Source organism: Streptomyces virginiae (genome assembly GCF_041432505.1).
Lineage (GTDB): Bacteria > Actinomycetota > Actinomycetes > Streptomycetales > Streptomycetaceae > Streptomyces > Streptomyces virginiae_A.
In genome coordinates this window covers 6,642,092-6,660,020 of the sequence record NZ_CP107871.1, presented here as the reverse complement: position 1 = coordinate 6,660,020, position 17,929 = coordinate 6,642,092, and the positions used below count along the sequence as shown (strand labels likewise).

The window sequence follows — 17,929 nt, the reverse complement described above, 5'->3', positions numbered from 1 at the left end:
GACACGCGGTGAGTGACATCCCCGGCGGGCCGATGGCGAACCGGCCCGTCCATTTCATCTGGCTGATCGACTGCTCGTACTCGATGCAGGGCGAGAAGATCGGCCAGCTCAACTACGCGATCAGAGAAGCGATCCCGGAGATGCTCTCCGTCGCGCAGGACAATCCGGCGGCGCAACTGCTGCTGCGCACGATGACGTTCTCCACGACGGCCCGCTGGCACCACAAGGACCCGGTGCCGGTGGAGCAGTTCACCTGGCAGGACGTCCAGGTGGACGGGATGACCAATCTCGGTGAGGCCCTCCAGCTCGCGGCGCGCGAACTGGACACCCCGCCGATGCCGCAGCGGGCGTTGAAGCCGGTGCTGGCGCTGGTCTCGGACGGGGTGCCGACCGACGACTGGAAGGCGGGGCTGCGGGCGGTGGACGCGACCCCGTGGGGCCGCAAGGCGGTCCGCGTGGCCATCGCGATCGGCGCGGACGCCGACCGCGACGTGCTCCAGGAGTTCCTGGGCAATCCCGAGCTCCAGCCGCTGGACGCGAACAGCCCCAAGCAGCTGGCGGCGGCGATCCGCTGGGCCTCGACGGCCGCGGTGAAGGCGGCCTCCCAGCCGGTGGCGGGCTTCGGGGACGCGACCGTGAAGCAGCCGCCGTACGCCCCGCCCGTGCTCGCCGACGACGATGACGACGTGTGGTGAGCGCGCCCCTGCGGATGACCCACGGGCCGCTGCCGCTCTGGGACACGCTCCAGGGCAGCGTCCAGGGCGTGAACAAGGCGCGCAACCAGGACCACCACGACGCGGAGGGCCTCGGCACCGCCGCGCAGCCCCTGATCATGGCGGTGGCCGACGGCCACGGATCGGCGGTGCACGCGCGCAGTCATCTCGGGTCCCGGTTCGCCGTGGACCTGTTCGTCCAGCAGGCCCGGCAGTTCGCCGCGCTCGCCGAGCCCCGGGGCGGGACGCGGCCGCCCAGCCTGGCCTGGTTGATGAACTACGCCCAGTACACGCTGCCGCGCCAGCTGGTCAGCGCCTGGCAGGAGACGGCGCTCGGCCACTGGGAGCGCAGCAGCTCGCACGGCGAGCCCGGGCTGTCCCCGACGGACAAGCTGGTGCTGTACGGGAGCACGCTCGTCGGCGCCGTGCTGACCCCCCGGGTCTTCGCGGCCTGGCAGCTCGGCGACGGGGAGCTGGCCGTGGTGACCGACGACGGGCAGGTGACCGTACCGCTCGCGCCGGACGAGGCGGATCTGGGCGACGAGACGGAGTCCCTGTGCTCCCCGCAGGCCTGGCTGCGGGTGCGTACGCACTGGGCGCCGGTGACGGCCCCGGGGCGGGCGCCGCGGCTGGTGTCGCTCTCCACCGACGGGCTGTCCAAGAGCTTCGCCTCGGACAGCGGCTTCCGGCAGTTCATGGCGGGACTCGACGACCGGCTGTCGGCGGAGGGTCCGCAGTGCGTCCGGGCCGTCCTGCCCCAGTGGCTGACCAAGGCCTCGCAGCACTCGGGGGACGACACCACGCTGGTGGCGGCCTGGCACACCGCGACGGCCCTGACCGAACCGGGCGGTGTGCCGCCCGCCGGCGGGGACGCCGCCGATCCGGCCGATCCGGCCGACATGACCGACCCGTACAGGAGTGACGAATGAGCGGGATGCTCGACAGCGGTACCCGGCTGACGGCCGACAGCGGCCTGGGTGTGGAGGTCTTCGACCTGCTCGGCGCCGGCGGCCAGGGGGAGGTCTACCGGGTACGCACCGCGGCCGGCGACCAGGCCCTCAAGTGGTACTACCCGGCCTGCGCGACACGGGAGCAGGAGGACATCGTCCGCCAGCTGGTGGACCGGGGCTTCGACGACGACCGCTTCCTGTGGCCCCGGGACTTCGTGGGCGACGGCCGCGGCGGCTTCGGCTATCTGATGGACATCCGCCCGGACCGGTTCAAGGGCCTGCCGTTGCTCTTCCGCCGCAAGCTGCGGACCACGGTCCGCGCCCTGCTCACCGCCTGCCTGTACACGGTCGAGGCGTACCAGGCGCTGCACTCGCGCGGGATCGCCTACCGGGACATCTCGTGGGGGAACCTGCTCTTCGACCCGACCACCGGCGAGGTGCTGGTCTGCGACAACGACAACGCGGTGGTCGAGGGCGACAGCACGGGCATCTCGGGGACCATGGCGTTCATGGCGCCCGAGCTGGTGCGCGGCGAGCCCGGGGTCTCCCCCGGCACGCAGAGCGATCTGCACTCCCTGTCGGTGCTGCTGTTCATGCTGCTGATGAACCACCATCCGCTGATGGGCCGGCGCGAGTTGGCGATCCGCTGTTTCGACGAGGCCGCCGAGCGCAAGCTGTACGGGAAGGACCCGCTGTTCCTCTTCGACCCGCTGGACCGTTCCAACGCCCCCGATCCCGTGGAGCACGCCACGGTCCTGGCGACCTGGGCGGTGGTGCCCGACACCCTGCGCGACCTGTTCACCAGGAACTTCACGCGGGGCCTGCACGACCCGGCCGGCCGGGTGCGGGAGTCGCAGTGGCGTGACGCGCTCCGGGCGGTCCTCGACGCGGTCGTGGACTGCGCCCACTGCGGCAAGCAGAACATGACGGAGCCGCGGTCCGCGTCCCCGGGCACCTGCTGGAGCTGTGGGAACGCGCTGGTGCTGCCGCCCCGGCTGGTGTTGACCACGCCCCCGCCGCGCACCGAGCACCACATCCTGTTGCACCGTTCCTCACGGGTGCAGGCGCACCACCTGGCGCCGGAGCCGGCCCGGCACGACTACGGCGACGGCACGCTGGTGGCGCAGCTGACCGAGCATCCGCAGCGGCCGGGCAAGTTCGGGCTGGCCAACCGTTCGGGGTCGGCGTGGACGGGCACGCGAGCGGACGGCAGCACGCAGGAGATCGCCCCCGGGCAGACCGTGCCGCTGCGTTCGGGGCTGGAGCTGGACTTCGGCGGCGCGCGGGCGGTCGTACGGGCGAGGTGAGCCGGCCCGGTCGGGCGGGGTGAGCCGGCCCGGCCGGGTGCGGCGCGTCAGCCCAGGAGGCGGCCGAGTTCCTGGGCGAGGGCGAGACCGGTGCTTCCCGCGCCCAGCCCGAGCGTGATGGTCTCCAGCGACCGCCGGATCAGGCCCGGTTCGGCGGCGCGGCCCTCCTGCCCGGCCCGGTCGAGCTCGCCGCGCAGGGCCTGGGCCGCGTCGAGCCGGTCCTGCGACGCCCCCTCCGCCCGGAGCCATAGGGCGAGTTCGGCGGCGAGGCGCAGGGTCTGCGCGGCCGTGTCCTGCTGCCCGATGTTGATGGTGCCGTGGTCCCCGATGTTGTTGGGACCGGAGACGTTCCCGTGGAAGTTGTAGGTGCTCACGCGTGTGCTCCTCGTGCTCGCTCGCTCAGGGTTGCCCGGCCGGGTTCCCCGAGCCGTGGGCCTGACCGGCCTGGTTGACGGTGCCGTGGGCGCCGATGTTGCTGGCGTGGATGTCGCCCTGGAAGGTGTAGGTGTGGGTGTTGATCACCTGCTGCGCCTGGTCGTAGGAGCTGGTGTCGACGTTGTGGTCCTTCAGGAACCGTTCGGTCGCGATCAGCACGCCCTGCTGCAGCCGCTGGAGGAAGTCCTGGGAGTCCGTCCGCTCGGAGAAGCCCAGCTGCCGCCAGTCGGCGACCCGCTCGCGGAGGCTGTCCACGGCTCCGTAGTCGAAGCGCAGGTGCCGTCGGTCGATCTCGCGGCGCGTCCGCTCCAGCGACCTGGCCCGCTCGCTCCGGGCCGAGGCCCGCCGGACCAGCCGTCCGACGGCGCCGAGCAGCGCCGATCCGGTGGTGGCGGTGGCGAAGGAGGTCAGGCTCCACCAGTGCTCCCAGCCGCCCTGGGGCAGTGTGTGGACCCGGTAGAAGCGTGCCTGGAGCGGCGGGATCCCGTACGCCGCCACCTCCCAGGTGAGGCTGGGGTGTTGGAGCCTGGCCCGTAGGTGCATGGAGACGATGACGCGGCCGCCCTCGCCGGTCCGTTCCAGGCTGAGGTAGGTGCGCATGCCGGCGCCCGGCTGTACGACCCCGGCCTGCACCAGTTGCTTGGGGATCCGGGCGCGCGGGCGGCGCTGCGCGTCGGGGAGCAGGTCGGGCCCGACGTAGGAGACGTGATCTCCTATCACGTAGAGCCGGTTGCCGGCCCGCAGGCCCTTGAGTCCGGCGATGTGCTCCATCTCGCGGGCGACGAAGCTGTGCAGGTCGACGGCGTCGAAGGGCTTGATGGTCAGTTTGCCGCCACCGACCGGGTCTTCGGCGGGTCGGCTCACGTCGATGGGCTGCCAGACCATCTCCTTGATCTTCGAGCCGCTGCCGACGAACGGACTGGTGCGCTCGGCGCTCGCCGTGTACGGGACGACGTTGGCCCGCTCCTGCTCCAGCAGCCGGTCCTCCGCCTCCGCCTCCACCGCGGGGGCGAGGTCCCCCGGCCCGTCGGTGCCGTGCTCGACGCCGAGCGCCGCCGTACGGGCCTCGTGCTCGGTGCGCCGGACCAGCGTCCAGGCGGTCGCGTACGTGAGGACGAGCGCGGCGGCGGCTCCGAGGGCGAGCGCGGGCAGCCCCGCGACCAGCCCGTACAGCGCGGCCGGTACCGCCACCCACACGCCGACGGCGCAGAGCCCGGCGAGGCGCCGGTCGCGCAGGTCCGTCCGGCGTACGGAGGCCCGCGCGTGGCGGGCCAGGGCCACCAGGTCGATGCCGAGGGAGGGTCCGGTGGCACGCAACCGGTCCTCGGTGAGATCCACGTCCACCTGACGGGCGAAGTGCTCGTCGAGGTGTGCGCCCGCGCACAGCAGCCGGGTCACCGCGTCGTCCCGATACTGCGCCAGCACCGGTAATCGGCGTGCTGCCATGTCCCACCCTCCCCCTTGGCCTGTGGTCTCACCCTATGTAAACGGGCTCCGGCTGTCCTGGAGTTTGGGCAGGGACGGGTGGGCGCGGTCGTTTCCCCGGCCGCCGTACTCAGCCGGCCTGTGCGGTGCGGGGTGCCGAACTGAGCATGCGTACTCAGGTTCCGGGCCGGCCGGCTTGTCATCGTGTGGGCATGTTCATTCAGCCATGTGATCCGCTGCCGCGCGTCGGGATAACCGCCGTCGGCAGCCTGCTGCCCGACGAGGTGCTGTCCTCCGACGCGCTCCAGCGGGAGGTGGCGCGCCGCAGTGGACTCACCCTGCCGCCGAGGCTGCTGACCCAGGCCACCGGGATCGTCTCCCGCCGGGTCGCGGGCGAGGGCGTGTACGCCTCCACCCTCGCGGTGGGCGCCGCCCGGCGAGCCCTCGACGCCGCCGGACTCGGCCCGCTCGACGTCGACCTGCTGCTGTTCGCCTCCGCCTCCCGCGATCTGGTCGAGCCGGCCACCGCGCACATCGTGCAGGCCGAACTGGGCTCGCGGGCCCACGCCGTGGACGTCACCAACGCCTGCAACAGCTTCGTCAACGGGATCGACCTCGCCCGCTCCATGATCCTGGCCGGCCGGGCGCGGCGAGCCCTGGTGGTCACGGGCGAGACGCCGAGCCGGGCGGTGCGCAGGGACCCGGCCGACCTCGCGGAGCTGCGCGACTGCTTCGCCGGATACACCTTCGGCGACGCGGGGGCGGCCGTGGTCGTGGAGGCGGTGGAGCGCGGCGGGATCATCGACGTGGACACCGAGACCCACTCGGAGCACTGGGAGGTCGGGGGCATCCCGGGCGGCGGGTCACGGCACCCGCGCGGGGACGCGTACACCTACTTCCGCGGCGACGGGCACGAACTGCGGGGCGTCTTCGAGAAGGTCGGCACCGCCGTCATCGACCGGACGCTGCACCGGGTGGGGATGGACGTGGACGGCTTCGCCAAGGTGCTGGTGCACCAGGTGACGGTGCCGTATCTGGAGCGGTTCGCGGAACTGACCGGGGTGCCGGCCGGGAAGCTGGTGGTGACGGTGCCCGAGCTCGGCAATGTCGCGAGCGCGGGCATCGGACTCCAGCTGGACCGGGTGTTCGACGAACTGAAGCCGGGGGAAAGGGTGTTGTTCGTCGGTCTGGGCGGCGGCATCAGCATCATGACGATGGTCTGGGAGAAGTCGTGACCGCCATCGCCCCGCCGATGTGGGTGGTCGTGCCGGCGCACGAGGAGGAGGCCCGACTGGCCGACACCTTGCGGGCGCTCGCGGCGCAGCGGGACCGGGACTTCACCCTGCTGGTCGTCGACAACGCCTCGACGGACGGCACGGGCGCCGTGGCCCGCGCGTTCGCGGCCGCCGCGCCCTTCCCGGTGGAGGTGATCGAGGAGCCGGAGAAAGGGGTCGGCTCCGCCGTGGACACCGGCTTCCGGTACGCGATCGGCCGCGGCGCGGCCCTGCTCGCCCGGACGGACGCCGACTGCCTGCCCGGGCCCGGCTGGACCGGAGCCGCCCGCGGCGCGCTGATCCGCAGCCCTGGGCTGGTGTGCGGGCGGATCGTGGCCCGCCGCGACGAGCACGGACCGCTGGGTCGGGCCGGGTTCGGCGCGCTGGTGGCCCTCGCCGCGCTGTTCGGCCGGCTACGGCCCGAGCACGCCCGGCGACACGGCTACCGGGCGCCGTACCGCATGCACGCCGGGAACAACATGGCCATCACCGCCGAGCTGTACCTGACCGTCGGGGGCATGCCCCGGCGCCCGTCACCGACCGACCGGCTCTTCCTCAACGCCGTACGCCGCCACACCGACCGGATCACGTACTGCCGGGAGATGGTCGTGGAGAACTCGACGCGGCGCCTGCGGGCCTACGGGCTCGCCGGCACCGCCCGCTGGTACCTGGACCAGGGCAGCGGCACGCACGGAACGGACGACCCCCGCTGATGCTGGACCACCTCGACCACGCGCTGCGCAGCCGGCCCGAGCGGCCCGCCGTGCTCACCGCCACCCGGACCGGCGCACCCCGGGTACGGGTCACCCGCGGCGAACTCGCCGAGCTGGCGCACGCCTTCGCCGCGGCCCTGCACGTGCGCGGGCTGCGCGCCGGGGACACCGTCGGCGTCGCCGTGCGCCCCGGCCCGCGCGCCCTGGCCGTGCTGCTCGCGCTGTGGCGGCTCGGGCTGCGGGGGGCCGTGCTGGACCCGGGCGCCGGGCCCGACGTGCTGCGTGCCCGCCTGGCGCTGGCCCGGCCCGCGCTGGTGCTGGCCGACGCGGCCGCGCAGGCGGTGGCGGGCTGGGCCCGGCCGCTGGCCCGCCGGGCCCACCTGGCGCTGCCGGACCTGGCCGAGCTGGGGCCGGTGGCCACGGTCGGGCCCCGGCTGCCGGGCTGCGCGCCCGCGCTGGACCTCGGTGCGCCCCGCCTGGGGGTGCCCGCACCCGGCGCCGATCTCGACGGGGACGCCGACGCGGTGATCGTGTTCACCTCCGGGACCACCTCCCTGCCGCGGGCCGTCGTCCACACCCGGGCGAGCCTGGCCGCCGGCATGGCCACCGTCTCCGCCCTGTTCGACGCGCGCGGGGACCGGCCGGTGCTCGGCGGTACCTTCTTCGTCCTCGTCCCCTCGCTGGCGCGGGGCGCCGCCGTCGCCCTCCCGGCGGGCAACTCCCGCGTACTGGCCCGCCAGTTGGAGCGGCTGCGACCCCAGGACACCTATCTGACCCCGCCCCGGCTGCGGGACGCCCTGGGCGCGGGCGCCCGCTTCCACGGCCGGGTGTGGACGGGCTCGGCGCCCGCCGGCGCCGGGCTGCTGGAACGCGTCCGGGCGGCGGGTGCGGCCGAGGCCTGGGGGGTTTACGCGCTCACCGAACTGTTCCCGGCCGCCGCGGTCGAGGCACGGGAGAAGTCCGCGTTCGAGGCGGCCGGGGAGCCCGGCGACCTGGTCGGGGCGCCGCTGCCCGGCGTACGCGCCGAGCCGGACGGCAGCGGGCAGCTGCTGCTGTCCGGCCCCGCCGCCCGCCACCGCTACCTCGGCGAGGAGCCCGACCCGTGGGTGCGGACGGGCGATCGGGCACGGCTGGACGGTGCGGGCCGCATCGTCCTCGAAGGCAGGAGCAAGGACATGGTGCTGCGCCGGGCGGAGAACATCTACCCGGGGCTGTACGAGCCCGCCCTGCACGTCCCCGGGGTGGAGCTGGCCGTGCTCGTCGGGATCCCGGCGGGCGACGGCGACGAACGGCTCGTCGCCGTCGTACAGCCGCGGCGCGGTACGGACGAACAGGCCCTGCGCGCCGCCCTGTCGGTGCCGGTCCGGCGGATGGGCACGGCCCGGCCCGACGCCCTGCTGCTCGCGCGGATCCCGCTGTCGGGGCGCTCGCGCAAACCGGACCGGGCGGCGACGGCCGCGCTGGCGGCGCGCCGACTGGAGGTGTCCGGCCGATGACCGCCGTGTCCCAGGCACGCGCCCGGCGGCGGGACCGCCGCGTCTATCTGCGCAGCCATCCGCTGCTGTTCGGGCTGCTCGCCGCCACCCGCGGGCGTCCGGTGCGCCGGCTCGGCCGGACCCTGCTGGTGCACGGCCCGCAGGCCTACCGGGAGGCACTGACCCGGCTGCCGCTCGACCGGACGGCGGCCGGCACGACGGGCGCGGCAGCGCGGTCGGCCCTGGGCGACGGCGCGGCCGGGGCCGGGGGTGTGCTGTTCGACCAGGAGGGTGCCGGGCATCGGGCGGACCGGCGGGGTCTCGCCGGCTCCCTGGGCGGGGCCGGCGTCGAGGATCTGCGCTCGCTCTGGCGACCGTTGCTCGTACACGGGCTCGCGCCGCTGGAGCGGGGCGGCGAGGTGGACCTCGTCGACCTCGCGCGGGAGCTGTCCGGTTCGGTGGTGTGCGCCCTGCTGGGGTCCGGCGCCGATCCCCGGGCGGTCGCGGAGGCGGCGGCGCGGGCCGCGGCCGCCTCCGTACGCAGCCATCTGCCGGGGCCGCGCCGCCCGCGCGCCGAGGCCGCCGCGGCCCACGCCGCCGACGGGCTCCGCCGGCTCCTGGGACCGGCCGGCGAGGCCCTGCCGGCGATGGTGGCGGTGGCCGCCGTCAACACCACCGTGGCCGCGCTGCCCCGGGCGGTGGCCTGGTGCGCGGACGCGGGGCTGTGGGAGCAGGCGGCGGACGAGGACCTGCGGCCGGTGCTCGCGGACGAGTTGCTGCGGGTCACCGCGGCCTCGCCGCTGCTGCCCCGGGTGGCCGCGGCGGACGGGGTCGTGGGCGGCTGCCCGGTGCGCGGCGGCGACCGGCTGCTGCTGGTCGCCCGGCACGCGGCCGGGGCGCACCGGCGGGACCCGGACGCCCGGCGGCCCGCCGGCCCGGCCGTGGATCGGCTGGTGTTCGGCGCCGGACCGCACGCGTGCCCAGGGGCCCGGCTCGCCCGGGCCCAACTGGTCGACGTCCTGGGCGCGCTGGCCCCGTACCGGCCGGTGGTGACCCGGGCCCGGGTGGACCGGGGGGCGGCGCTGCCGGCCTGGCGCGTGCTGACCGTACGGGCCGGGGACCGCGAGGACCGTGCCTCCGAGACGCGTGGTTCCGAGGCGCGTGGTTCCGGGGCCGGGCTCCGCGGGAGCCGGGCGTGATCGCGGTGACCGGCGCGAGCGGCTTCTGCGGCGGGCACGTCGCCCGGGCCGCGGCGGCGGCCGGCGCCGAGGTGGTGTGCCTGGGTCGCAGGCCGGGCCCGGTGGGCACGCACCGCTTCTGGGACGCGGCCGCGGAGCCGCCGGACCTGACGGGCGTGGAGCTGGTGGTGCACTGCGCGGCGGCCGTCGGCGATCCGGCTCCCGGTTCGCGGGCCGCGGCGCTGATGCGCGCGGTGAACGTGGACGGCACGCGGCGGCTGCTCGGGGCGGCGGGCGGACGGCCCGTGGTGTGGGTGAGCAGCGCCAGCGTCTACGACCCCCGGCACGACCGAGGCCTGGTCGACGAGGACCACCCGCGCGCCGGGCAGTTGAACGCCTACGGGCGGACGAAGGCGGAGGGCGAGGACCTGGCGCTGACCGCCGGGGCGGTGGTGCTGCGGCCGCGGGCCGTGTACGGGCCGGGCGACACCACTTTGCTGCCCCGGCTGCTGTCCCGGGTCCGGGCGGGCACCTTGCTGTTGCCCGGCCCGGACGTACGGCTCAGTCTCACGGCGGTGGAGAACCTGGCTCGTGCGTCCTTGCAGGCGGCCGGCTGGGTGCCGGGCGCGTACAACATCGCCGACGGGGAGCCGTACGGCCGTGACGCGGCGGTCCGCGCGGTCCTGCGCGCCCACGGCGTCCGGGCCCGGATCCGGCACCTCCCGCTGCCGGTGGCCGGCGCGGCCGCCCGGATCGCGGAGGCGGTGGCGACGGTGTCCGGGGCCGAACCGGCCCTCAGCCGCTACGCGGTGGACCAGTTGGCGCACCCGGTGGTCCTGGACCTCGGCCGGGCCCGGGCCCAGGGCTGGGCCCCGCACCGGAACCTGGCGGACCACCTGGCCTCGGTGACCGGATCCCGGCCGGAGCTCAGCCGCTGACGGTCGCCGGGGCCTGCGCCTTGGCGATGAGCAGGTCGAGCAGCGCGAGCAGGGAGCCGCGGACGTCCGTACGGGAGCGGGCGTCGAGCATCAGGACGGGCGTGTTCGGGTCCCGCAGGTGCAGCGCGGCCCCGATCTCCTCGGCGGTGTAGGGCTGTTCGCCGTGGAAGCAGTTCGCGCCGACCACGAAGGGCAGTCCGCGGCTCTCGAAGAAGTCCACGGCCGGGAAGCTGCGGTCCAGGCGGCGGGTGTCGACCAGCACGATCGCTCCGAGCGCCCCGTTCAGCAGGTCGTCCCACATGAACCAGAAGCGCTCCTGGCCGGGCGTGCCGAACAGGTAGAGGACCACACCGGCGTCGGTGAGGGTGAGCCGGCCGAAGTCCATCGCCACGGTGGTCACCGTCTTGGACTCGATGCCGTCGAGGTCGTCGACGCCGATCCCGGCGGACGTCAGCCGCTCCTCCGTACGCAGTGGCTCGATCTCGGAGATCGTCTCCACCAGGGTCGTCTTCCCGACCCCGAACCCACCGGCGACGAGGATCTTGACCGGGTCCGTTCGTCGTTCCTGATCCCGCGGGGCGGTCGTGTCATATCCGGGCAAGGCTGTCCCTGATTCTCTGGAGCAGGTGGACGTCGGTGGTCTCGGCGACCGCCAGGGGCGGCCGGTGGTGGATCAGCCCGCGGTCGGCGAGTTCGCCGAGGAGCAGCGTCATCGGGGTGAGGCGGATGTGCATCCGCGCCGCTATCTCGGCGACCGCCCGCCCGCCCGGCGGCGCGCACATGGCGAGGATCTCCTGCCACTCGGTGGGCAGGGTCCCGTCCACCTCGCCGTCGGCCGCCGCCGTGATGGTGGTGTCCATGGTGAGGACGGCGTGCGCGGCGGCCGTACGCCCATCGGTCAGGGCGTACAGCCGCGTCCGGCGGCGGCCTGTCGGCTGCGACTGTGGCTCGTCCTGCGGCATTACGCGGACGGCTGGCCGCGCTCGGGGGTGCCCAGCCACTCGCCGAGCGCCTGGGCGGTCCGTACGGCCTCGCCGCCCAGCTCGCCGAGCCGCGCCTTGCGGGAGGTCACCACGATGAGCGTGCTGCCCTCGCCGCAGCCGACGATGCAGAGGTACCGGTCGTCCATCTCGACCAGTTGGCGGATGACACGACCGCCGTCGATCTCCCGGGATATCGCCTTCATCGTGGACGCGATGCCGGAGGCCGCGGCCGCCATGCGCTCGGCCTGGGGCTCGTCCAGCAGGTAGGCGCTGAGCTTGATGCCGTCGTTGGAGAGCAGCACCGCTCCCTGGACGCCGGCGATCCTGCTCAGGTTGTTGTCGAGGACGCTGTAGATCGCGTCGTTGGATGCCGCGGTGTTCGGTGAGGTGGTCATGGCTGATCCCGTCGGAGCTCTTCTTCCACTGTCTGGGTCCCCTGTTCGTAGTCCGCCCAGGCATCGGCCACCTCTTCGGGTGTCGCGGTGTCGGGCCGGACCACGCTTTCCTGCGCGCGGGGCTCGCGCAGCTGTTCGGCGATGTGCGTCTGCGGGACGCGCTCCGGGAGGGCCGGACGCGCCGCGGGTACGGGTACGGGTACAAGTGCGGGCGCGGGCGCGGACACGGCCGTGGCGACCGCCACGGGTGCCTTCGCACGGCGGCTCGGCAGCCCGGCGCTCGTGTGCACCACCGGCTCGGGCTCCGGGGCGGGTTCGGTGGCGGGGGCGGGCTCGGCGGCGGCCTCGCGCACCGCGGGCTCGCTCGACACGGAGGCGGCCGGGGCCCGGGTCGGGGCCGGGAGCAACTCCAGGACCCGGGGCTGCGGCTCGATCTCGCGCGGGGCCTGCGGGTCGGACGCCACCAGCAGTTGCCGGGGCAGGATCACCACCGCGGAGGTGCCCCCGTACACCGAACGGCGCAGGGTGACCGTCGCGCCGAGCTGGTCGGCGAGGTGCCCGACCACGAAAAGGCCGAGCCGGTGCGCGTTCTGCGCCAGCACGGAGTACGGCGGGGCCTCGTGCAGGCGCCCGTTCATCTCCTCGTAGCGCTCCGGGCTCACCCGCGGCCCGCGGTCCTCGATCTCGACCGACAGGCCGTCCGTCACCAGTTCGGCGCGGATGACCACCTTGGACTTCGGCGGGGAGAACCGGGTGGCGTTGTCCAGCAGCTCCGCGAGCAGGTGGCTGATCTGGCTGATCGCGCTCGGTTCCACGCTGGTCTCGTCCAGGGCCTGGCGCTCGATGCGCCGGAAGTCCTCGACCTCCGCCGCCGCTTCGCGCAGCAGGTCGGCGACGCGCATGGGCTCGGTGTGCGGGTCGGGGACCTCGCCGCCCGCCAGGATGAGGAGGTTCTCGATCTGCCGCCGCATGCCGACCGTCAGCTGGTCGGCCCGCATCAGCTCGGCGAGCAGCGCCTCGTCGTGGCCGAAGGTGTCCTGAAGGTCCTCGGTGAGGCTCAGCTGGCGGCTGACCAGGTTTCCGGTGCGCGAGGCGATACCGGAGGCGAAGAGACCGAATCCGTGCCGCTCGGCGGCGAGTCGGCGGTGTCCGTCGACGGAGACCTCGACGGCTCGGGCGAAGGCGTCGCTGATGCGTCCGACCTCGTCCCGGTCCCCGGTCACGGCCGGCAGGGCGTCCGGGTCCACGGACTGGCCGCGCTGGAGCCGGGCGACGACGTCGGGAAGGGTCTCCTCGGCGACGGTCACCGTGCGTTCGTGCAGGTCGTTCAGGCGGCGGAGCACCGACCGGGTGGTGAAGAAGACCACGACCACCACGGCGAGCAGCCCGCCGGCGCTGCCCCCGATCAGCCAGGCGACCTCGGTCTGCAGCTCCCCGGCCTTGGCCTCGCCGCGGGCGAGCACCGAGCGCGCCAGGTCGATGTTGAGCGTGGTCATCTGCACCGAGAAGTTGGCGTGCGCGGACGACCAGCCGCCGACCTCGGCGGGCAGCCTGATGCCCGTGACGATGTCCTTGTGGCCGGAGAGGACCGCGCTCTCGATGCGGGTCTTGGTCTGCCAGTCCGCGGAGCCCACGACCCGATCGTAGAACCGTTGGTCCCGGGCCGTCAGGTGCGGCACGATCAGCGCCTCGTGCAGGTACCGCTGGGCGCCCAGGGCGCTGACGAACTGGTCGTAGCCGACGAAGGTCAGTTCCCCGGACGGCCCGGCCAGGGCCAGGACGGTGTCCTCGCGCGCCACCATCTCGGTGGCCTGGAGCATCGACACCACGGGGCGGCTCGCCTGGGCGAGTTCGGCGTCCTCGGCGTGGCTGAACTCCTGCTGGTACACCTGGATGACCTTGCCGATCACCTCGGAGTAGTAGGCCAGCGTGCTGTCGGCGGCGCCGATGCGGGCATCGGCGCGCTGCCGGTACTCGGCCAGTTTCTCCAGTTGCCGGGTCACCTCGGAGAAGGACCGCGAGGGGTCGACCGCCAGTCGACGGAACTCGGCCGCGGCCAGGTCCGTCGCCTCGCGCCGGACGCGCAGTTCACCCTCGGAGTTGTCGCTGCCCGCCCATCGGGCGGCGGTCGCCGTCCGCTCGGCCTGCATGTCGACCATGAGCGTGTAGAGCGGGGCGCCGACCTGTTCGGCGGCCGCCACGTCGGACCGCAGCTTCTCCGACTGGGCCAGCAACCGCTGCGCGGTCACGGTCACTTGGGTTCCCATCGCGACGGTGGGGACCACGGCCAGCCAGATGAGCAGGGTGCGCAGACGCACGGTGCGTCGCCGACGGGTCGTCGACTGCCGTCGTATGCCTTCGGGTTCTGTGGGAGACATCGGTCCTCGCGAGCGGGGGACGGCGGGAGGCCGATCATAACCAGACATGGCGGAGTTTCGGATAGGTGTCTTCCGAGCCCGAAGCGTGCTAGTTCCGGGAAATCACCGCAGGCCAGAGATCGGATCGGAATCGAACCGCGACGTACTCGACACCAAGGCCGCCCCGCCCGGTTCCGGCCGCCGGTCAACCGGTGGAGGTCCCGCCCGCCCGATGGCAGGGTGAGGCGCAATCCGGCGCACCACGCCGAGCAACCGGTCCGCGAGTTGCACGCCTCGCTGGGGCTCGACAAACGCCCGGAGGACGGCGCCCGGCTGATCCGGGGAGGGAGGCCGGCCCCGAGCGTCCTCGTCGACGGACGCGCGGGGTACGCGAGAGCCCCGGAACCCGTCGGGGTCCGGGGCTCGTCGAGGCGGCTGGCGCGCGGCCCGGAGGCCGCGCGTGCGCGTCAGCTCTCCGTCGGGGACAGCCGCAGGGAGATGCTGTTGATGCAGTACCGCTGGTCCGTCGGGGTCGGGTAGCCCTCGCCCTCGAAGACGTGGCCCAGGTGGGAGCCGCACTTCGCGCAGCGGACCTCCGTGCGGACCATCCCGTGCGAGGTGTCCGCGATCAGCTCGACCGCGTCGGTGTCCTTCGGGTCGTAGAAGGACGGCCAGCCGCAGTGCGACTCGAACTTCTCCGACGAGCGGAACAGCTCGGACCCGCAGCCGCGGCAGGAGTAGACGCCCTCGGTCTTGGTGTCGGTGTATTCACCGCGGAAGGCCGGCTCGGTGCCCGCCAGGCGCAGTACCTGGTACTCGGACGGGGTCAGCTCCGCCTGCCACTGCTCGTCCGTCTTCTCGACCTCGTAGGACATGACTCTCCCGCTCCCTCGTACCTTCAGCTCGACAGCCGGGCGAGGATGGCCGGACCGAGGTCCGTGACGTCTCCCGCGCCCATGGTGAGAACGAGATCACCGGGCTTGGCCATTCCCGCGATGGCGTCGGCGACGGCCGCCTTGTCGTGCTCGGCGGTGACGTCGGCTCCCGCCGCCCGGGCGGCCGCGATGATGAGCTCGCTGGTGACGCCGGGGATCGGGTCCTCACGGGCCGGGTAGATGTCCAGGACCAGGGAGGCGTCGGCGAGGGCCAGCGACTCACCCATCTCCTTGCCGAGCTCCTGGGTGCGGGAGAAGAGGTGAGGCTGGAAGACGACCAGGATCCGGGAGTCGCCGGCGGCGCCGCGGATGGCCTCCAGGTCGGCGGTCATCTCGGTGGGGTGGTGCGCGTAGGAGTCGATCACCTGGACGCCCGCGGCCTCGCCCTTGAGCTGGAGGCGGCGCTTGACGCCGGTGTACTTGCCGAGCGCGCTCGCCAGGTTGTGCGCCGGGATGCCGAGCGCCACGCCCGCGGCGAGGGCCGCGACGGCGTTGTGGGCGTAGTGGCGGCCGGGGACCGAGACGGTGAAGGTGAGCATCCGGCCGTCCAGGATCACGGTGACCTCGCTGGTCAGGCCGCGCGGGGTGATCTTGGTGATGCGGGCGTCGGCGCCCTCCTCCTCGCCGTAGGTGACGACGGTGAGGCCCTCCTGGCCCGCGACGCGGCGGGCGATCTCGGCGGCGCCCTCCTGACCGTGGGCGACGACGAGGGTGCCGCCGGGCACGACCTTGCCGACGAAGGTCTCGAAGGACTCGTAGATCTCGTCGATGGAGGCGTAGTTCGCGTGGTGGTCGAGCTCCGCGTTGAGGATGATCGCGACCTGCGGGGTGTACTTGTGGAAGGTGCGGTCGCTCTCGTCGGCCTCGGCGACGAAGATGTCGCCCTCGCCGTGGTGCGCGTTGGAGCCGGGGGCGTCCAGGTCACCGCCGATGGCGTACGAGGGGTCCAGGCCCAGGGCCGAGAGGGACACCGCCAGCATCGAGGTGGTGGTGGTCTTGCCGTGCGTGCCGGCGACGGCGATCGGCCGCAGCCCGTCCATCAGGGCGGCCAGCGCGTCGGAGCGGTGCACGACGGGGATGCCCAGCTCGGCGGCGCGGGCCAGCTCCGGGTTGTCGGCGCGGATCGCGCTGGAGACGACCACGCAGGTGGAGTCGGCGGCGAGGTTGTCGGCCGCGTGTCCGCCGTGCACCGTGGCGCCGTGGGCGCGCAGCGCCTCGGCGGTCTCGGAGTCACCGCGGCTGTCGCTGCCGGCCACCTGCGCTCCGCGCTGGGCCAGGATCTTCGCGATGCCGGACATGCCGGCGCCGCCGATGCCGATGAAGTGGGGCCGTTCCATGGCGGTCGGCAGGCCGGGCTTCATTCAGGTCGCTCCAGGATCGTGTTTCTTGCGGGTGCGCGTGAGGCTCTGACTGGCCCCAAGCCTATTCGTTGTGGGCGAAGAGCTTGAGCACGGGAACGCCGACCTTGTGCCGGGCTCGCGAGGCCCAGTCCCGGTGGAAGAACTCCTCCACGAAGTGCGGGGCGGTCAGGACGATCACCTCGTCGGCCCCGTGCTCCTCCACGACGGACTTCAGCTTGTCGAGCGGGTGGTCCTCGACGAGCTGTCCGACGGCCTTGGCGCCCTTGGCGCGCAGCGCGTTCAGGGAGTGCGCGAGGGCGTGCGCGGCCGGGCCGAGGGCGGCCTCGCCCTCGGGCTCGTCACCCTCACGGATGGCCTCCGGAATCTCACCGAGCGCTACGTCGTCGATGGCGCGGAGCAGTCGGTCCTGGTCGCCCCGGGGTTGCATGAGGACGATGAAGGAGACCGCGTCGTCCCCGTGCAGGGTGGTGACGAAGTCCACGTCCACCGCGGTCAGCGGCTGCTCGATCATCAATACGCTCGTGAACACGGACGCCCTCTCCTTCATGGGCCGAGGCCGGCCGGCCGACCCCTGCGGAAACCATCCTGCCCCGCTGTCGCACGGGACCCTGCGCAGACATACCTGCCCAGTCATGTGGCCGGCGGAAGCCAAGCGGAACGACAAATTCCGCGTCTTGTCAGATCCGACGGTAGCTCGTGAAGAGGAACCCGGCCTCCTCCAGTACGCAGGCGGGCGCGAGCCGGTGCGGAACCGTGACGGAGGGGCCTCCGGCGATCCGCTGGGCGCCTCCCGCCACGAGCATCGGGGAGATCGTCAGGCACAGCTCGTCCAGTGCGTCGGCGGCCACGAACTGGCCCAGGAGCCGGGGCCCGCCCTCGGTGAGCTGGCGGCGCAGCCCGCGCGCGGCGAGCTCCCGGACCACCCGTGCGGGGTCCACGCCCACGCCGTCCCCCGCCACCACGACCTCGGCCCCGGCCCGCGCGGCCTCGGCCACCCGGTCGGCGGGCGCGGCGGCCCCGGTGACCACCAGGGTCGGCACCAGCGGGGAGGTGAACAGGGGAAGCGAGAAGTCCAGGTCCATGCCGGCGGTGACCACGGCGATGGCGGGCGCGGGGCCCTGTCCGGAGGCGGCGCGGCGGGCGGCGAAGGCCTCCCGGGCGCGCGCCGGACGGTAGCCCTCCTGGCGAACCGTTTCCGCGCCGACGACCACCACATCGGCCAGCGCCCGCAGGGTGCCGAAGATCCGCATGTCGCTCTCGCCGGAGATGGGCTGCGAGCGGCCGTCGTGCTGGGCGCCCCCGTCCAGGGTGGAGACCATGTTGGCCCGGAGCCAGTGGCCGTCCGCCTTCAGCGCGGGGTACGCGTAGGCGTCCGCCAGCTCGTCGAGCGACCACTCGCGGTCGTCCCGCTCCTGGGGCGAGGCTGATGTCTGATCGGTCACAGGGAACAGGCGTCGCATCGGTGCAGTGTGCCACGCCCCGTAGAGTTG

18 protein-coding genes are annotated in these 17,929 nt (G+C 73.8%); 8 read left to right on the top strand and 10 right to left on the bottom strand.

Annotated elements, in window-relative coordinates:
• Nucleotides 1–32: 32 nt before the first annotated feature.
• From OG624_RS30895 to OG624_RS30885, 3 genes are read left to right on the top strand one after another with little or no spacing between them, the layout of a single operon-like run.
• Nucleotides 33–695, top strand: a complete 663-nt coding sequence (locus OG624_RS30895; RefSeq protein WP_033217758.1) for a vWA domain-containing protein — start codon at nt 33–35, stop codon at nt 693–695.
• Complete coding sequence (locus tag OG624_RS30890) at nt 689–1,642, top strand: PP2C family serine/threonine-protein phosphatase (RefSeq protein WP_063734040.1); 954 nt, start codon at nt 689–691, stop codon at nt 1,640–1,642. Before OG624_RS30895 ends, OG624_RS30890 begins: the two co-directional genes overlap by 7 nt.
• Complete coding sequence (locus OG624_RS30885; RefSeq protein ID WP_033217756.1) at nt 1,639–2,970, top strand: protein kinase domain-containing protein; 1,332 nt, start codon at nt 1,639–1,641, stop codon at nt 2,968–2,970. The genes OG624_RS30890 and OG624_RS30885 overlap by 4 nt, the downstream gene beginning before the upstream one ends.
• Before the next feature lie 47 nt (nt 2,971–3,017).
• Here OG624_RS30885 and OG624_RS30880 read toward each other — a convergent pair whose 3' ends face one another.
• Both OG624_RS30880 and OG624_RS30875 read right to left on the bottom strand, forming a co-directional pair.
• Entirely contained in the window at nt 3,018–3,344 is a 327-nt protein-coding gene (locus tag OG624_RS30880) for a hypothetical protein (RefSeq protein ID WP_033217754.1), read from the bottom strand.
• Between the two features lie 25 nt (nt 3,345–3,369).
• Nucleotides 3,370–4,851 (bottom strand): hypothetical protein, encoded by a 1,482-nt coding sequence (locus tag OG624_RS30875; RefSeq protein ID WP_051763026.1) that lies wholly within the window; start codon nt 4,849–4,851, stop codon nt 3,370–3,372.
• A gap of 191 nt (nt 4,852–5,042) precedes the next feature.
• Between OG624_RS30875 and OG624_RS30870 the strand changes: the two genes are divergently transcribed.
• The 5 genes from OG624_RS30870 to OG624_RS30850 are packed head-to-tail and all read left to right on the top strand — an operon-like array spanning nt 5,043 to nt 10,408.
• Nucleotides 5,043–6,065 carry a 3-oxoacyl-ACP synthase III family protein gene (locus tag OG624_RS30870; RefSeq protein WP_033217752.1) on the top strand — a complete coding sequence of 341 codons (1,023 nt, stop codon included), beginning with the start codon at nt 5,043–5,045 and terminating at the stop codon, nt 6,063–6,065.
• Nucleotides 6,062–6,817: a glycosyltransferase family 2 protein gene (locus OG624_RS30865; protein WP_244290720.1), complete on the top strand. Its 756-nt coding sequence runs from the start codon at nt 6,062–6,064 to the stop codon at nt 6,815–6,817. The genes OG624_RS30870 and OG624_RS30865 overlap by 4 nt, the downstream gene beginning before the upstream one ends.
• A complete protein-coding gene (locus tag OG624_RS30860; protein ID WP_033217750.1) occupies nt 6,817–8,313 on the top strand; it encodes an AMP-binding protein in 1,497 nt (498 codons plus the stop codon). Before OG624_RS30865 ends, OG624_RS30860 begins: the two co-directional genes overlap by 1 nt.
• A complete protein-coding gene (locus tag OG624_RS30855) occupies nt 8,310–9,491 on the top strand; it encodes a hypothetical protein (RefSeq protein ID WP_063734037.1) in 1,182 nt (393 codons plus the stop codon). The genes OG624_RS30860 and OG624_RS30855 overlap by 4 nt, the downstream gene beginning before the upstream one ends.
• Complete coding sequence (locus OG624_RS30850; RefSeq protein WP_033217748.1) at nt 9,488–10,408, top strand: NAD-dependent epimerase/dehydratase family protein; 921 nt, start codon at nt 9,488–9,490, stop codon at nt 10,406–10,408. Before OG624_RS30855 ends, OG624_RS30850 begins: the two co-directional genes overlap by 4 nt.
• Here OG624_RS30850 and OG624_RS30845 read toward each other — a convergent pair.
• The 8 genes from OG624_RS30845 to OG624_RS30810 all read right to left on the bottom strand — a co-directional run bounded on the left by OG624_RS30845 (nt 10,398) and on the right by OG624_RS30810 (nt 17,899).
• Entirely contained in the window at nt 10,398–11,009 is a 612-nt protein-coding gene (locus OG624_RS30845; RefSeq protein ID WP_033217746.1) for a GTP-binding protein, read from the bottom strand. The genes OG624_RS30850 and OG624_RS30845 overlap by 11 nt on opposite strands.
• A complete protein-coding gene (locus tag OG624_RS30840; protein WP_033217744.1) occupies nt 10,996–11,370 on the bottom strand; it encodes a DUF742 domain-containing protein in 375 nt (124 codons plus the stop codon). The genes OG624_RS30845 and OG624_RS30840 overlap by 14 nt, the downstream gene beginning before the upstream one ends.
• On the bottom strand, nt 11,370–11,786 hold the full coding sequence (locus OG624_RS30835) for a roadblock/LC7 domain-containing protein (protein ID WP_030012808.1): 417 nt from the start codon (nt 11,784–11,786) through the stop codon (nt 11,370–11,372). Before OG624_RS30835 ends, OG624_RS30840 begins: the two co-directional genes overlap by 1 nt.
• Nucleotides 11,783–14,164: a sensor histidine kinase gene (locus OG624_RS30830; RefSeq protein ID WP_033217742.1), complete on the bottom strand. Its 2,382-nt coding sequence runs from the start codon at nt 14,162–14,164 to the stop codon at nt 11,783–11,785. Before OG624_RS30830 ends, OG624_RS30835 begins: the two co-directional genes overlap by 4 nt.
• Before the next feature lie 446 nt (nt 14,165–14,610).
• Nucleotides 14,611–15,018, bottom strand: a complete 408-nt coding sequence (msrB, locus tag OG624_RS30825) for a peptide-methionine (R)-S-oxide reductase MsrB (protein WP_033217738.1) — start codon at nt 15,016–15,018, stop codon at nt 14,611–14,613.
• A 23-nt stretch (nt 15,019–15,041) separates the two neighbouring features.
• Nucleotides 15,042–16,439, bottom strand: coding sequence for a UDP-N-acetylmuramate--L-alanine ligase (gene murC, locus OG624_RS30820; protein ID WP_371640065.1), 1,398 nt, complete (start codon nt 16,437–16,439; stop codon nt 15,042–15,044).
• 61 nt (nt 16,440–16,500) lie between these two features.
• Nucleotides 16,501–16,968 carry an indole-3-glycerol-phosphate synthase gene (locus tag OG624_RS30815; RefSeq protein ID WP_033217927.1) on the bottom strand — a complete coding sequence of 156 codons (468 nt, stop codon included), beginning with the start codon at nt 16,966–16,968 and terminating at the stop codon, nt 16,501–16,503.
• 148 nt (nt 16,969–17,116) lie between these two features.
• A complete protein-coding gene (locus OG624_RS30810; RefSeq protein WP_033217734.1) occupies nt 17,117–17,899 on the bottom strand; it encodes a pyrimidine reductase family protein in 783 nt (260 codons plus the stop codon).
• Between the last annotated feature and the right edge of the window lie 30 nt (nt 17,900–17,929).

Excerpts from the sequence above, each read along its gene's own strand:
- OG624_RS30895 (WP_033217758.1), top strand. The coding sequence starts at position 33 with ATGGCGAACCGGCCCGTCCATTTCATCTGGCTGATCGACTGCTCGTAC.
- OG624_RS30885 (WP_033217756.1), top strand. The coding sequence starts at position 1,639 with ATGAGCGGGATGCTCGACAGCGGTACCCGGCTGACGGCCGACAGCGGC.
- OG624_RS30875 (WP_051763026.1), bottom strand. The coding sequence starts at position 4,851 with ATGGCAGCACGCCGATTACCGGTGCTGGCGCAGTATCGGGACGACGCG.
- OG624_RS30870 (WP_033217752.1), top strand. The coding sequence starts at position 5,043 with ATGTTCATTCAGCCATGTGATCCGCTGCCGCGCGTCGGGATAACCGCC.
- OG624_RS30860 (WP_033217750.1), top strand. The coding sequence starts at position 6,817 with ATGCTGGACCACCTCGACCACGCGCTGCGCAGCCGGCCCGAGCGGCCC.
- OG624_RS30855 (WP_063734037.1), top strand. The coding sequence starts at position 8,310 with ATGACCGCCGTGTCCCAGGCACGCGCCCGGCGGCGGGACCGCCGCGTC.
- OG624_RS30840 (WP_033217744.1), bottom strand. The coding sequence starts at position 11,370 with ATGCCGCAGGACGAGCCACAGTCGCAGCCGACAGGCCGCCGCCGGACG.
- OG624_RS30835 (WP_030012808.1), bottom strand. The coding sequence starts at position 11,786 with ATGACCACCTCACCGAACACCGCGGCATCCAACGACGCGATCTACAGC.
- OG624_RS30830 (WP_033217742.1), bottom strand. The coding sequence starts at position 14,164 with ATGTCTCCCACAGAACCCGAAGGCATACGACGGCAGTCGACGACCCGT.
- msrB (WP_033217738.1), bottom strand. The coding sequence starts at position 15,018 with ATGTCCTACGAGGTCGAGAAGACGGACGAGCAGTGGCAGGCGGAGCTG.
- murC (WP_371640065.1), bottom strand. The coding sequence starts at position 16,439 with ATGAAGCCCGGCCTGCCGACCGCCATGGAACGGCCCCACTTCATCGGC.
- OG624_RS30810 (WP_033217734.1), bottom strand. The coding sequence starts at position 17,899 with ATGCGACGCCTGTTCCCTGTGACCGATCAGACATCAGCCTCGCCCCAG.